The sequence below is a fragment of the Kitasatospora sp. NPDC086009 genome (assembly GCF_044540385.1).
In the GTDB taxonomy this organism is placed as follows: domain Bacteria; phylum Actinomycetota; class Actinomycetes; order Streptomycetales; family Streptomycetaceae; genus Kitasatospora.
Map to the genome: position 1 here is coordinate 489,361 of NZ_JBITSA010000001.1, position 14,016 is coordinate 503,376.

Sequence of the window (14,016 nt, forward strand, 5' to 3'; positions counted from 1 at the left end):
GCTACCTCCGCGATCCGACCGTCAGTGTGGCGGCGGGCCAGGTGTACTCGTACTCGGGCAGCGCGTATCCGCCCGGGAAGACGCCCTCCTGCTCCGCCGTCCGGTGACCGCCCTCGCGCTCGTAGAAGGCGACCGCCCGGGTGTTGTCGCGCAGCACCTCCAGGTAGAGGTCGGCTCCGGGGTGGCGCTCGGCGACGTGCAGGCGCACGGCGTCGAGCAGCGCGCGGCCGATGCCGCCACCGGTACGGTCGGGGCGGACGTGCAGGTTGTCGATCAGCACCCGGCCGTCGGGCTGCGGCACCGCGTAGGCGAACCCGACGGCGCTCCCGGCCTGCTCGGCGATCAGCAGCTCCGGGGTGTTGGCCGGTTCGCCGTAGTCGACGGCCAGCCGCAGGGCCCACACCTCGTGCCGCTCGGCGGTCAGCCCGTCGCCCAGCGCCCGCGCCGGGACGATCCCGGTGTAGGTGGTCCGCCAGCTGAGGGCGTGCAGCTCGGCGACGGCCCCGCTGTCGTCCGCGGTGCCGCGGCGGATGGTGATGTCCATGGGACGAGCGTCCCACACGGCCGGACTTGATCATGATCGGACTTTGCGCCTACAGTCTCCCCATGCTTTTGAACGCGTTCGAAATGCATGGGGCGGGGCGTCGGTACCGGATGTGGAGGGGGCATCCGGTACCGCACGCACCGACACCGGCCGTCAAGGGGCGATCCGGCTAGGCTCGGGGCCGTGGACGACCTGGCAGCGACGAACGGTACGAACAAGAAGAGCGGCACGAACGGCACGGACGGCCCCGAGGTCGCGCCCGGCACGCCGTCGACCCCGGCGGCACCACCCGCCGAGGTGCACGGCAGTCGCGCGCAGCCGAAGACCGACAAGAGCGAGGCGACCAGGGCCCTGATCCTGGAGACCGCGATGCGGCTCTTCCAGGAACGGGGCTACGAGAAGACCACCATGCGCGCCATCGCCTCCGAGGCCGGTGTCTCGGTCGGCAACGCGTATTACTACTTCTCGGCGAAGGAATTCCTGATCCAGGGGTTCTACGACCGGATGACGTACGACCATGCGGCGGACGCCAGGAATCGCATGGCCAAGACGCGGGATTTCTCCGAGCGACTGGAGATCGCGCTGACCTCCTGGCTCGACACGGCCGCGCCGTACCACGAGTTCGCGGCGCAGTTCTTCCGGACGGCGGCGGACCCGAACAGCGCGCTGAGCCCGTTCTCCGACGAATCGCACCCGGCCCGGGCCACGGCTGTGGAGCTGTTCCGCGATGTGCTGCAGGGCTCCGACCTGGCGCCGAAGCTGGACGCCGAGCTGGTCGAGCTGCTGCCCGACGTGCTCTGGCTGCACCTCATGGTCGTGGTCCTCTACTGGGTCTTCGACCGGACCGAGGACACCGAGCGGACCCGGGAGTTCGTCCGGCGCTCGACCCCCATGGCGGCCCGGGTGATCAACCTCTCGCGCTATCGGGTGTTCCGGCCGATCGTCCGCGACGCCAAGGGCCTCATTCAGGACTTCATCCTGCCCACCATCGGAAAGAACGCCGTCAAATAGGGCCCACCTCCGCCCTGGAACACATGCGACGGCCGGGCGTTCCCGATATCGGGAACGCCCGGCCGTGAACACGCGGCCGTGAACACCCGGATGCGTGGGCTCACCCACGCGACTCAGAAGTTGTCCGGGTTCCAGGCGAGCAGGGGCGTGCGCAGCAGCAGGTCGGCGGCGGCGGCCGCGCCCGGGCGCAGTTCGGTGACCAGGCCCGCAGCGGCCAGTCGGGGGGCGGTCTCGCCACCCAGGTAGAGCGAGCCGAGCGCGGAGACGCCCAGCGCCAGGTCGGCCTCGTCGTCGGTGCGGGTGCAGCGGCCGCTGCCGTCGGCGGCGACCTCGACGGCCCACCGGCCGGCCGCGTAGCCGTCCCGGTCCTCCACCTCCAGGACGACCCGGCCGGGCGCGCCGTACGTCCGGGCGTTGAAGGCCGCCTCGACGTCGAGCACCCGGAGCCACATGAAGTCGGCGTTCTCCGCGTAGGGCGTGGCGGCGCGCGGGTCGGCCAGCAGCAGCGGCAGCGGGTCGTCCGGTCCGATGTTCTCCACCACGACCTTGCGCACCCAGTCGACGGAGAGGACGAACCGCCACAGCTCGGCGGCGGTGCCCCGGTCCAGTGCGAGGAAGTCGACGACGGTGAGGGTGCAGTTCGGGTAGCTGCCGTCCCAGGTGTCGTCGACCCGGTAGACGACCAGGCCGGTGGCGGTGCCCTCGGCGTCGCGGTGGACGGCGGCGAAGGGCTCCTTCCACTCGAAGCCCGGTACCTGGACATCCCCGGTCTGGCGCCTCCACCAGAGCTCGTTGCGGGCGATCGCACCGGGCTGGGTGCGCCGCCAGCGGTCGTGCAGCTCGGAGCCGACCTTGCGCAGCTCCTCCATGCGGACGAGGTCGATCCGCCCACCGGACACGGTCGGCAGGCCCTCGCGCAGACCCCGGGCCCGCAGCAGGTCGATGTTCCAGCCGTGGCCGCGGGTGGCCGGGCCGAAGCCGTAGCGCCCGTAGATGTTGTACTCGGCGGCGACCAGGATGGCGACGGCCGAACCGCGTTCCCGGGCGGCCGCCAGATCCTCCGTCATCATCCGGCGGAGCAGGCCGCGCCGGCGGTGGGTGGCGGTCACGGTGACAGAGGTGATGGCGTCCGCCTCGACGACCGCTCCGCCGGGGACGGTCAGCTCGACGTCGAAGCTGCGGAAGGTGGCGACGTAGCGGCCGGCGTCCAGGGCGCCGAGCACCCGGCCGGGCGCCCACTGCTGGCGACGGAAGTCCGCCGCGCTGTCCACGTGTGAACGGAGGAATCCGAGAGCGAGCGCCCGGTCCCAGCCCTCGATCTCGTCCTTGGCGATCGCACGGATCTCGACTCCGCCGATGCCTTCTGTCTGCTGGGCGCTGCCCGGATCGCGGGTACCGCCGTCCACATCGTTGCCCATGACGTCACGGTACGACCGCCCTCCGGCGACGGCACCTCATTTTCGGCCGCCCCGAAATCGGCCGCGCGGGCCGGTGCACGGCCGGCCCCGCGCTGTCGGCCCACCCTTCCGCGCCGGTGGCGTCAGGCGGCGCACCCCGGCACCACCAGGCCGGACTCGTACGCGATCACCACCGCATGGGTCCGGTTCTGTGCGCCGAGCTTGGTCAGCACGTTTCCGACGTGCGTCTTGACCGTCTCCTGGCTCACCGTGAGCGAGTCCGCGATCTCCGGGTTGGACAGACCGGTGGCCATCAACCGCAGCACCTCCTCCTCCCGCCCGGTCAGCGCCGCCCTCGGCAACGCCTCGGCCGAACCCAGCGGCCGGGCGGCGACCATCCGGCGCAGGGCCGCCGGGAAGAGGATCGCCTCTCCCGCCGCCACCACCCTCACCGCCTCGGCGATCTGCCGGACCGGGAGCCGCTTGAGCACGAACCCGCTGGCCCCCGCGCTGAGCGCGGCGGTGACGTAGCCGTCGTTCTCGAAGGTGGTGATGACCACGACCTTCGGCGCATCGGCCGAGTCGGCCAGCAGCTGCCTGGTCGCCTCGATTCCGTTGCGACGCGGCATCCGCACGTCCATCAGGACCACGTCCGGCCGCAGCAGCCGCGCCTGCTCGACCGCCTCGACGCCGTCGGCGGCCTCCCCGACCACGACGATGCCCGGCTGCACCGCGAGCAACATGCGCAGACCGCTGCGCGTCACCTCGTCGTCGTCCGCGATCAGCAGGGTGACGGGGTTGCCGGTGGGGCCGGCGGTGGCCCGGCTCGTGGTGGCGGCGCCGGTGTCGTCACCGGTCGCGCCCGCCGGGCTCGCGTCCGGGCCGGTCGCGGCGGCCTCAGCCGGCCCGGAGCCGGTCGTGCCGATCATGCGGACAACCGTACCGGCAGCCGGACGTCCAACCGCCAGTGCTGCGGCCCGTGTGGGCCGGCCTCGATCTCACCGTGCAGCAGCCGCACGCGCTCGGCCAGCCCGGGCAGGCCGTGGCCGGACGTGGGGAAGGCGCCCGGGCCCTTGCCGGCTGCCGCCGACCTGACCGGGTTGACCACGCTGAGCGACAGTCCGTCCGGCGCGGCCGCCACCCGGACCTCGATCGGACCGCCCGCCCCGTGACGCAACGCGTTCGTCAGGCCCTCCTGGAGGATCCGGTACGCCGCCCGGGAGAGCGTCCCCTGGACCTGTGCCGCCTCGCCCGACAGCTCCGACACCACCACCGCGCCCGCATGCCGCAAGCGGTCCAGCAGCTCCGGCAGGTCGGCCAAGGTCCTGGTCGGGGCCGTTCCCGCCTTCTCCTCGCGCAGCACGCCCAGCACGTAGTCCAAGTCCTCCAACGCGGCCCGGGTCGACTCCTCGATGCTGCGCAGGGCGGCCCGCGCGGCCACCGGATCGGCGGCGAGCACCTCGCCCGCCACCGCCGCCTGGATCGTGGCGGACGTCAGCGTGTGACCGATCGAGTCGTGCAACTCGTGTGCCAACCGGTTGCGTTCGGCCAGCCGCAGCTCACGCTCGGCCGCCAGCGCGAGGCGCTCGGCCGCCGACGGGCCCAACAGCCGTGGCGCGAGCCACCGCAGGGCGCCCGTCACGACGATGCAGCCGGCCGCTGCCAGCAGCAGGCAGACCAGCGCCACCCCCCAGCTCGCCCAGCCCGTCCCCGGCCGCATCGACCGGCCGAACAGGCTCAGCCCCGCCTCGGCCCCGGTCCAGCCCCCTGGCAGGGTGAGGCCGGCGATGAACAGGGCGCCGCTCACCAGCACTCCCGTCCACCCCAGTGCCGCGTGCAGGAGCAGCCAGGCCGGGGTCCGCCAACGGTCGGCCCCGGACGGGCCAGTGACGGACTGCGCGCTGACGGCCGACCCGGTCACGGCCTGCACGCTGACGGACGGCGCTCCGGAAAGAGTGTCGTGCGAAAGGGAGGGGACGGGGCGGCGGGCGGCCACGAGATCCGGCAGCGGTACCCGCAGCAGACGGCGGGCGCACGAGATCAGCACCTGCCGCGTGGGGCGCGCGAGCCCGACCGCGGCGATCATTGCCGCCCAGGCCGACAGCGTCATGGCGACCTGTGCCCCGTAGGGAGCGGTCCGCCAGGCTGCCGCCGGCAGCATCGCGAGAGGAACCAGCGGAAGGCTTGCCAGCGCGCCGCCGAACGCGAACAGCGCGCCCGAAAATGTGAAGCCGCGCAACAGCGGCGGGAGTCCCTTAACCATGATCGAGCCAGTATTGCCGCAACGTCCGCCGTCGACCTCCCCCGATCGGGGGATCGATATATCCCGCCTTTCAGCGATGTGCACCCCGCCCCCCAGAACTCACAATCATGCCCTGACCAATCGACGGGACGGGAGTACGGCTGATGAATGCTCAAGGACGGACGACGGCGCCGGAAGTATCGAGCCGGCCGGCACCGCCCCGCACCGGGGCGGGCCTCCACGGCCCGACCCCCCGTCAGGGACCGCAGCCTCCGACGGCGAGCAACGGCGCCGCGGTGGCCGCCTGGGTGGTGGGCATCACCGCCCTGGTCACCTCGATCATCCTCATCGGCGGCCCGCTCGGCGTCATCGGCCTGGTCCTGGGCGTCCTCGCGCTGAGGACGGCCAAGCGCACCGGAGTCGGCCGGGCCGGCGCCGTCACCGGTGTGGTGGCGTCGTGCGTCGCGATCGTGCTGTCCGCCCTGATGGCCGTCTTCTTCGTCTGGTACGCCGACAACACCCAGGAGTGCTATCAGCCCGACAGCTTCCGGCAGTACACGGAATGCGTCCACCACCAGCTGACCGGAGGGTGACCAGTGCCGCGCGAAATGAAGTGGCCCCTCTCCCCGGGGCCGTATCCGCTACGGGCGGGCGTAGAAGTCCGGGGTGCCCATGATCCAGAGGCTGGCCTGTTTGACGGGCATGCCCTGGCGGGGGGCCTCGATCATCTGGTCGTCGCCGATGTAGAGGCCGACGTGGTGGATGTCGGCGGCCCGGCCGGTGTCCGTCCAGAAGACCAGGTCGCCGGGGCGGAGCTGGCGGTAGCCGATCGGGGTGCTCTGCGCGTACTGGTCGGCGGCGAAGTGGTTCAGCTGCTTGCCGCCCTGGCGCCAGGCCATCATGGTCAGCCCCGAGCAGTCGTAGCCGCCGGGGCCCTCGCCGCCCCAGACGTAGGGGAGGCCGATCTTGGAACGGGCGAAGGCCACGGCGGCGGCCGCGCCCTCGGCCGACCACGGGCGGGCAGCCGGGGGCGAGCTCGGAGCCGGCGCCATCGCGGTGCCCGCCGCCTCGGCTGCCGTCTTCTCCGCCGCGGCCTTCTCCGCTGCCGCCTGTTCAGCCGCCGCCTTCTCGGCAGCGGCCTTCTCGGCGGCCGCCCGGGCCGCGGCCTCGGCCTCACGGGCGGCGATCGCCTCCAGCGCCTCGCGCCGCTGCCGCTCCAGTTCGACGGTGGTGTGGCGGGCGGCGGCGAGATCGGCGAGCAGTTGTTCGCGGCGCAGGCCGACCGCCGTGACCTGCGCCTGCTGCGCGGCCAGCCGCGCCTCGGCCCGGCCCCGCGCCGCACCGACCTCGGCGGCGGCCTTCTCGGCGGCCTCGGCGGCGGTGCGGGCGGTGGCCGAGGCGCGGGCCGCGGCGGCTGCCGTGGAGGTGGCCGCGTCCAGGATCTGCCGGGTGCGGTCGCTGGCGACGCCGACCACCGCCGCCTGGGCTCCGGCCTCGCGCGGCCCATGGGCGCCGATGAGGGCGTTGACGGCGGAGAGCTCGGCGCTGGTGCCTTGACGGTACGTTTCGGCGGCCAGCCGGGCGGCGTCCTCGGCGGCCTCGGTCCGCGCCGCCTCGGCGGTGGCGGCCCGTCCGACGGCGGCGGACTCCTCGGTGCGAGCGCGGGCGAGTGCGACCTGCGCGCCGTTGTAGGCCTCGACGGCCTGCTCGGCGGTGCGGGCGGCCCGGTCCAGTTCGGCGGTCGCCGCGGTGAGCCCGGCTTCGATGGTGGAGACCGAGGCGGCCCGGCGGTCGGCCTCGACCCGGGAGCGGTCGACCTCCTCGGCAGAGGGGTAGGCCCCGTCGGCCGGCGCCCCCACTGCAGAACCGGACTCGGAACCGGCCCCGGCCCCGGAACCGGAACCGGCTGCGGCCCCGGCTGCGGCCCCGGACGCCGCGTCATCGAGCGCGTCCGCCGGGACTGCCGCAGCGGCGGGAAGCAGCCCGAGCAGAGCGGTGAGGGACAACAGGAGGGTCGGCAGGAGCCTGCGCACCACGGGACATCCCTTCTCAGGTGTCGGACGTGGGCCTTCGGAGAGCCCCAGGCGGACCTGGTCACCCCGACCACCCAGCGAATCTGGCGAAATATCCCATCACGTGACGAGTCGGTCACTCATCGCCATATTCTCAAGCCGGACGGCCTTCACACCCCAAGCCCGCACCGCCGGCCGGGTGACCCATCAGATGATCTGACCGGGAATCACCATCAGCCAGGGGCTCAGGGTATACGAACTACCGATGAATCCGAGGGGTGTGCGGCCTCAGTCGGGGGTGCCGGTCGGGCCGGGGCTCCAGACCGGTCGGACGTACCGCGTAGGTGCGGTGACGGCCCGCCCGGACGGTGCGGCGGCGTTGCTGCGCGAGCGGCCGGGGGCCGGGCTCGGGCCCGATGGGAGCGGGCCCGCCGGGGCCGGGGCGCTGCCTGCCCCCCGGCCCCGGCGTCGCCGCCGAGCGGCGATCGGCCAGCCGGGCGGAACGCCGGGCCAGCGCGCGGGCGGCGTGCGCGTCCAGGTGGGCGGAGGCCCGGGCGGCCATCCGCTCGGCGACCCGGTGAGCGGCGGGGTGGCCGGCCGGCACCTTGTCGGGGGCGCCCGCGATCAGGTCGAAAAGCCAGGTACGGGCGATGTCCGCACGCCGGTGCAGTCGTCGCTCGCGCCGGAGCGCGCGGGCCCGGCGCCGCGGACGGGTCGCGTAGCGCCAGCGCGCCCACGGGCTGCTCGGGCGAGCCAGCCGGATGGCACCGATCCAGGACAGGCCGGGCACCAGGATGCCGAGCAGTCCGGTCCACATCTTGCCCTTGAGCAGGGTGATGACCGAGACCAGGGCGTTCACCGAGATCACCGTGACCAGCCCCCACCTGGTCTCCTGACTGGGTACCACGCCGAGCGGCACGTACCCGACGAGCAGCAGTGAGGTGCAGAGGATGCCGAAGATCACCGCGTCCACCGACTTGCGGCCCTGCTCGCTCCAGTAGACGTCGTCCAGGTGCAGGATCAGCGCGAACTCGTCCAGCACCAGGCCGCAGCCGATGCCGAAGAGCAGTCCGAAGACATCGATCCACGGGTGGCCGCCGTAGGTCGCGAACACCCCGATGCCGCCGGTCAGCAGGAAGCCGAGACCGAAGACCATGTGGTGGATGTGCAGGCCGCCGGGGGTCACATTGCCGGGCCACCAGCGGACCTTGGCCCGGATCATCCGGACGCTGAACCGGATCAGAACGAAGGAGGTGATGAATCCGACCAACAGCAGGAACAGCGGTTGCTTGTGCGCGGCGACGATGTGCTCGCGGTAGCCGTCCAGCAGTGTGGTCATGCGTCTTACCTTCGTTCCTGGTCCTGCGTACGTCCTGCCACGACATGACCCGGGGGCCAACACCGGCCCAACGAGCCCACCACCCGCACCGACGCGGCGCCGGGGGCCGGGGCCCGGGGCCCGGAGGCGGAGGGACGCGTCGGTGCGGGCGGTCAGAAGCCGCGGGTGCGCTTGGCCGCCCGGCGGGGGGCGGCGAGGTAGGGTTCCGGCCGCTCGGCGCCGGCCGGGAGCTTCATGAAGAGCCGGGCGATCTCACCCCCGAGGTTCACCCCGATCGCCAGCGCCAGGGCGATCGCGGCGGCCCGGGTGATCTGCACCAGACCGGCGCTGGCGTGCCCCTGGGTGAACGAGAGCATCCCGAGGTAGAGCGCCGAACCGGGCATCAGCGGGCCGATCGCGGCGGTCACGTAGGGCAGCGCCGAGCCGTTGCGGTAACGGGCCATCAGCTGGCCGAAGAGGCCGACCAGGCCCGCCGCCACTCCGGTGGCGGCGATCGGGGAGACCCCGGCGTTGTAGACCAGCACGCCGTAGCTGGCCCAGCCGATGCCGCTGTTCAGGGTGACCAGCGCGAGCGAGCGGCGGTCGGTCTGCAGCAGCATCGCGAAGGCCAGCGTGAGCACCAGGGCGGCGATCATCTGGACCGGTGGGTAGTTCGCCCCGGCCAGGCTCTCGTCCGGTTTGAGCTGGGGGTCGAAGCCGACCCCCAGGTAGAGGATCAGCATCACGCCGATGACGATGCCCGACACCAGGTAGATCACTTCGAGCAGCCGGGCGGCGGCGGTGATGTAGAAACCGGTCAGGCCGTCCTGGACGGCGGCCACCAGGGCGCGGCCGGGCAGCAGGGCGAACAGCCCACCGGTGATCACCACCGAACCGCGCAGCCCCAAGGTGTTGAACGAGAGGATGATGCCGGAGGCCGCGGCCGGCATCGCGGCCAGCACGAACTGGTAGAACTCCGGCAGCCCGCGCCGGGCGATCAGTGAGGCCAGCCGGTCGCCGAGGACGGCCGCGATGAACGCGCTGGCGAACACCAGCCAGGCCTTGTCGTCGATCCGGCCGCCGACCAGGAAGGTCGCCGCGCCGGCCAGCAGTCCGGTGTTCAGCGCGAGCAGCCAGGTCGGGTACGGGTGCCGGTTGCGGCGGATCAGCGCGAGGCGGCGGTACGCGTCGTTGACCGAGACCGTCTCGGCGGTGATGTCGGCGACCAGCTCGTACACCGCGTTCAGCCGGGTGTAGTCCGAGGTGCGGCGGCGCACCACCCGGTCCGCGGTGACCGGCGGTTCGACCAGCGAGGGCTGGTGCGAGATCCCGATCAGGGTGAAGGTGACCTGCGGCTCGCAGTGGTCCAGCCGGTAGGCGTGGGCGATGCCGAGCATGGCCGCCTCGACGTCCTCGGCGGCCTCGCCGCTGGCGAGCAGCAGTTCGCCGATGCGCAGGGTCAGGTCGAGGATGCGTGGGACGCTCCGGCCGGCGGAGGGGTGCAGCTCACGGGGGGTCCGCTCGAAGGCCGGGCGCTCGGACATCGGGGTGCGCAGCAGGGTGCGCATCCGGTCCGGCCAGGGCGCCTCGCCGGGCGCGCCCGCCGTCAGGGTGGGGATGGCGATGCCGTCGGGCGGGGTGTAGCCGGCGGCCCGCCACTCCTCGGGGGTGAGGGTGTCCTCGGCGACCGAGCGCCGACGGCTGCCGGGCACGGTGTCGGTGTCCAACCCCCCGGCGGCCCCAGCGGCACCAGCGGCACCGGCGGCACCGGCGACGACGCCCTCGGCGACGACCGCACCCGCCGCACCGACCGGCCCCGGCTGGGGCTCCGCCTCCAAGAGCTCCGCCTCCGCGCGCTCCGGCTCCGAGGGCTCGGCGGCCGGCTCCGGGTTCAGCAGGCCCTTGGTCTCCCGGACCGGCGTGACCAGCGGGATCACGGTGGCGGGTTCGACGGTCGGGGCGGGGTGGCCGAGCAGGCCCTCGGTGGGCGGGGCCTCGGAGGGGTGGAGCGGACGCGGCTCCGGCCCCGGGCGTGTCTGTCGCGCCTGACGGGCCCCCCTGCCGCCCCTGGCCCGCTTGCCTCCGCCCGGTCGGCCCCGCTTAGGCACTTCCGCTCCTTGCCGCCCCTGATGGCGCCGGGTCGGCCCGGCGCCGTTCGATCACGGGTTACACCTTGCCTGATCGAACTGCCGGACGCACATGTACGTCGCGGCGGGCGGCCGCCCGCGCGGGTGCCTACCCGGCGCGGTGGCGGGCGGGGACGGACCGGCCGGACCGGCGGGCCCGCAGCAGTTCGACCGCCACCGGCACCACCGAGACCAGCACGATGCCGACCAGGATCGCCTCGATGTGCTCCCGGACGAAGGGGATCTGGCCGAGGAAGTAGCCGAGCACCGTGACGCCGGCGCCCCAGAGCACACCGCCGATGACGTTGTAGACGACGAACGTGCGGTAGTTCATCCTGCTCACCCCGGCGACGATCGGGGTGAAGGTCCGCACGATCGGCACGAAGCGGGCCAGCACGATCGCCTTGGGGCCGTGCCGGTCGAAGAAGGCGGCCGCCTTCTCCACGTTCTCCTGCTTGAACACCCGGGAGTCGGGCCGCCGGAAGAGGCCCGGTCCGACCTTGCGGCCGAAGAGGTAGCCGACCTGGTCCCCGGCCACGGCCGCGGCCACGATCAGCACGCACATCAGCCAGAGCGGCAGGTGCAGGTAGGTGCCGTCGGCGATCAGCAGGCCGGTGGTGAAGAGCAGGGAGTCGCCGGGCAGGAAGAAGCCGATCAGCAGACCGGACTCGGCGAAGACAATGGCGAGGATGCCGAGCGGCCCGAAGGTGGAGATCAGGGTGGTCGGATCGAGCCAGGACGGGCCGAGGGCGAGGCTGGTCACGGGGCAGGCACTCCTGGAGGTCGAGTCTTGGCAATGAAACAGTAAAGCATTTGCCAAGAACCTCTTGATCCGGGAGTCCCTGCCCCGCACCGGGGGCACTACTCGGGGTCGAAACTCGGGGTCGACACTCGGGCCCGCTACTAGCGGCCCGCTACAGCCCGTAGCGCTCGATGATCTCCTCGTGCCGGGCGGTGTCCGTGCCCGCCGCCCGGGCCAGGTCGAGCCAGGCCGGCGGGTGCGGCCAGGCCGCGGTGAGGCGGCGCAGCAGCGCGTCGGCGTCGGTGGCCCGCTCGGTGGGCGGCACCCCGACGGCGGCGTAGATCCCGGGCAGGACCTCGTCCTCGTCGGTCGGGTCGGTGACGCTGTACTGCTCCCCGCTGTAGGCCCAGACCGCGTACCCGGCCTGTCCGAGCTCCTCGCGCAGCCGGGCCCAGGCCTCGTCGCCGGGCCAGCCGCCGTCGATCCAGTAGGTGGTGTAGCCGGCCGGGTCGAGCAGCGTCAGCAGTCCGAACACCGGGCGGTGGCGGCGCCGCTCCTCCTCCGGGGCATCCTCGCCGGGCGGCTCCTCCAGCAGGGCCGGGGCGAAGACCACCACGTCGCCGTGGTTGAGCGTGAGGTCGTCACCGAGCACCGGCAGGATGCGGGCGGTGGCCGGGCCGGTGCGGACGGCCGGGAGGTCCGCGGTCGCGCCGTTGGTCCGGGTGGCCCGGACGGTGACGATGTGCCACTCCTCGTCGACCGGGCCCTCGGCCTCGTCGAACTCCATGCCTATCAGCGCGCCGGTCGAGCGGACCGTCGCCCAGTCCCGGTTGACGGTGGCCGCGGTGATCAGGTGCCAGAGGTCGGGCTCCTGGACGGTGCGGTGCCGCTGCTCGTCCGGAGTGCCCTCGGCGGGCAGCGCGTGCTCCAGCAGTTCCTGGTAGTACCGCTGCGCGGCCGTGTGGTCGCCCAGCTCGGTGGCCGCGGCGGCGGCCAGCCGGCGGGTGTTGATCCGGTCCGGGTGCAGGGCCAGGATCGCCTCGCACTGCTCCACCACGTCGGCCCAGCGGCTCTCGGCGGCGGCCCAGCGCGCCCGGATCCAGTGGCCGCCGGACGGGTTGGTCCCGGTGATCCGGTCGGCGAGCCGACGGATGCCCTCGTCGTCCCCGGCGTCGATCAGGGCGCTGCCGAGCATCGCGGTCAGGCCCTCGCTCGCCGGGTCGGCGTCCAGCCGGTCCCAGAGCAGGTCCGCGGCGGCCCGGGAGTGGCCGAGGCCGCCCAGCACCGCGGCCAGGTCGAGCGCCAGCCCGGTGGCGCCGGCCGGCTCGCCCCGGTACTCGTCCAGGGCGGCGGCGAGCAGGTCGGCGCCGGCCTCGTAGGGCACCTGCGCCTCCCCGAGGTACGCGGACAGCTCGGCCGCCGGGACGGGCAGCTCCGGCACGGGCAGCGCCTCGGCGTCCGCGCGCAGCCGGGCGACCTGCTCGGCGACGCCGTCGGTGCGGCGCAGCCGGGTCAGCTTCCGTTCGCCGAAGGCCGCCAGGGTGAGCGCGATCGTCCGGGCGCCGCGTGCGACGGCCAGCCGGCCGGCGGCCAGCAGCAGGTCGACGCAGGGGCGGTGCGAACCGGTGCCGTCCAGGTACCCGACCCAGCCGGCCAGCGCGGCGCCGAGCTCGGCGTCGTTCTCGTGGGCGCCGGCGGCGACCAGCAGCTCGACCGTCGCCGTCCAGGCGGCCCGGATGTCGGCGTGGCGCTCGGCGTCCGCCAGGCTCGGCAGCAGGGCCAGCGCCTCGTCGGTGCGGCCGAGCGAGGCGAGCGCGCGGGCGCGCAGCACGGCGCCCCAGCGCCGGTCGCTCTCGTCGATCTCACGGCCCCGGCCGCGCTCGGCCTGCTCGGCGGTGTCGAGCAGGGCCAGTACGTCCTCGTGCCGGCCGAGCAGGTGCAGGGTGCCGGCCCGGGAGTGGTGGAAGTGCAGCGAGAGCCGCTGGCCGGCGGACTGCATCCGGGCAGCGGCGGTGTCGAGGTGGCTGAGTGCCTCGGCCGGCCGACCGTCGTCCTCCAGGGCGTCCGAGTACTCCCGGGAGAGGCAGTCGAAGCAGGCCCGGGCGGGCTCGATCCGCTCCAGCGTCTCGCTCAGCACGGCGAGCCGCTCGGGCACGTAGCCGGGACCGTCGACCCGGGCGTGGCAGATCGCGAAGTCCTGCACCACGCAGACGGACTGCGGGCAGCCCGCCGTCTCCTCGCGGTGCGCGAACTCCAGCAGGTCGACCGCCTCGGGCAGCGCCTGCTCGCCCTGGTGGCGCTTGTTCAGCAGGTTCTGCATCCGCCAGTGCCGCAGGTAGACCTCGACCCAGGGCAGGCCGAGCGCCCGGGCGGCGGCGACCGCCTCCGGGTAGACGGCGTCGAGCTGGTCGTTGCGCCCCTCGTTGGCGTGGCCGGGGAGTTCGTAGATGGCGTCGGCCAGCCGCCGGTGGCCGGCCTCGGCCAGCTGCTGGTGGGTGTCGTGCACCCAGGCCCAGATGTCGGTGCTCATACTGCTTGCGTCTCCCCCTGCGGGTGGTGCGCTGTGCTGGTGGACAGTGTGCTGACCACCTCTGACAATTCGTCCGACGGTCCCGGACGGGCGG

At 73.5% G+C, this 14,016-nt stretch carries 11 protein-coding genes; 2 read left to right on the plus strand and 9 right to left on the minus strand.

Annotated features, from left to right (window positions below):
- Window position 1 precedes the first annotated feature (1 nt).
- Window positions 2-544 (minus strand): GNAT family N-acetyltransferase, encoded by a 543-nt coding sequence (locus ACIF6L_RS02325; protein WP_396485884.1) that lies wholly within the window; start codon window positions 542-544, stop codon window positions 2-4.
- Between the two features lie 183 nt (window positions 545-727).
- Here ACIF6L_RS02325 and ACIF6L_RS02330 point away from each other — a divergent pair, with 183 nt between their 5' ends.
- Window positions 728-1,555: a TetR family transcriptional regulator gene (locus tag ACIF6L_RS02330; protein ID WP_352286069.1), complete on the plus strand. Its 828-nt coding sequence runs from the start codon at window positions 728-730 to the stop codon at window positions 1,553-1,555.
- A 113-nt stretch (window positions 1,556-1,668) separates the two neighbouring features.
- Here ACIF6L_RS02330 and ACIF6L_RS02335 read toward each other — a convergent pair whose 3' ends face one another.
- The 3 genes from ACIF6L_RS02335 to ACIF6L_RS02345 all read right to left on the minus strand — a co-directional run bounded on the left by ACIF6L_RS02335 (window position 1,669) and on the right by ACIF6L_RS02345 (window position 5,215).
- Window positions 1,669-2,973, minus strand: a complete 1,305-nt coding sequence (locus tag ACIF6L_RS02335; RefSeq protein WP_396485885.1) for a GNAT family N-acetyltransferase — start codon at window positions 2,971-2,973, stop codon at window positions 1,669-1,671.
- Window positions 2,974-3,095: 122 nt separating this feature from the next.
- The gene (locus tag ACIF6L_RS02340; RefSeq protein WP_359805239.1) at window positions 3,096-3,881 is read right to left on the minus strand and encodes a response regulator transcription factor; all 786 of its coding nucleotides are present in this window, start codon (window positions 3,879-3,881) and stop codon (window positions 3,096-3,098) included.
- On the minus strand, window positions 3,878-5,215 hold the full coding sequence (locus ACIF6L_RS02345; protein ID WP_396485886.1) for a sensor histidine kinase: 1,338 nt from the start codon (window positions 5,213-5,215) through the stop codon (window positions 3,878-3,880). The genes ACIF6L_RS02340 and ACIF6L_RS02345 overlap by 4 nt, the downstream gene beginning before the upstream one ends.
- Before the next feature lie 275 nt (window positions 5,216-5,490).
- On the opposite strand from ACIF6L_RS02345, the gene ACIF6L_RS02350 reads away from it, so the two are divergent.
- On the plus strand, window positions 5,491-5,787 hold the full coding sequence (locus ACIF6L_RS02350) for a DUF4190 domain-containing protein (protein ID WP_396485887.1): 297 nt from the start codon (window positions 5,491-5,493) through the stop codon (window positions 5,785-5,787).
- Between the two features lie 48 nt (window positions 5,788-5,835).
- Here ACIF6L_RS02350 and ACIF6L_RS02355 read toward each other — a convergent pair whose 3' ends face one another.
- From ACIF6L_RS02355 to ACIF6L_RS02375, 5 genes are all read right to left on the minus strand, one after another.
- Entirely contained in the window at window positions 5,836-7,053 is a 1,218-nt protein-coding gene (locus ACIF6L_RS02355) for a C40 family peptidase (protein WP_396485888.1), read from the minus strand.
- Between the two features lie 412 nt (window positions 7,054-7,465).
- On the minus strand, window positions 7,466-8,545 hold the full coding sequence (locus tag ACIF6L_RS02360; RefSeq protein WP_359805246.1) for a hypothetical protein: 1,080 nt from the start codon (window positions 8,543-8,545) through the stop codon (window positions 7,466-7,468).
- Between the two features lie 152 nt (window positions 8,546-8,697).
- Window positions 8,698-10,632 carry a threonine/serine exporter ThrE family protein gene (locus ACIF6L_RS02365; protein WP_396485889.1) on the minus strand — a complete coding sequence of 645 codons (1,935 nt, stop codon included), beginning with the start codon at window positions 10,630-10,632 and terminating at the stop codon, window positions 8,698-8,700.
- A 127-nt stretch (window positions 10,633-10,759) separates the two neighbouring features.
- Window positions 10,760-11,413, minus strand: coding sequence for a DedA family protein (locus ACIF6L_RS02370; protein ID WP_396485890.1), 654 nt, complete (start codon window positions 11,411-11,413; stop codon window positions 10,760-10,762).
- 151 nt (window positions 11,414-11,564) lie between these two features.
- Entirely contained in the window at window positions 11,565-13,922 is a 2,358-nt protein-coding gene (locus ACIF6L_RS02375; protein ID WP_396485891.1) for a hypothetical protein, read from the minus strand.
- Window positions 13,923-14,016: the final 94 nt, after the last annotated feature.

Bases quoted from the DNA above. Each gene is read 5' to 3' on its own strand.
- ACIF6L_RS02360 (WP_359805246.1), bottom strand. From the start codon at position 8,545: ATGACCACACTGCTGGACGGCTACCGCGAGCACATCGTCGCCGCGCAC.
- ACIF6L_RS02345 (WP_396485886.1), bottom strand. From the start codon at position 5,215: ATGGTTAAGGGACTCCCGCCGCTGTTGCGCGGCTTCACATTTTCGGGC.
- ACIF6L_RS02325 (WP_396485884.1), bottom strand. From the start codon at position 544: ATGGACATCACCATCCGCCGCGGCACCGCGGACGACAGCGGGGCCGTC.
- ACIF6L_RS02335 (WP_396485885.1), bottom strand. From the start codon at position 2,973: ATGGGCAACGATGTGGACGGCGGTACCCGCGATCCGGGCAGCGCCCAG.
- ACIF6L_RS02340 (WP_359805239.1), bottom strand. From the start codon at position 3,881: ATGATCGGCACGACCGGCTCCGGGCCGGCTGAGGCCGCCGCGACCGGC.
- ACIF6L_RS02375 (WP_396485891.1), bottom strand. From the start codon at position 13,922: ATGAGCACCGACATCTGGGCCTGGGTGCACGACACCCACCAGCAGCTG.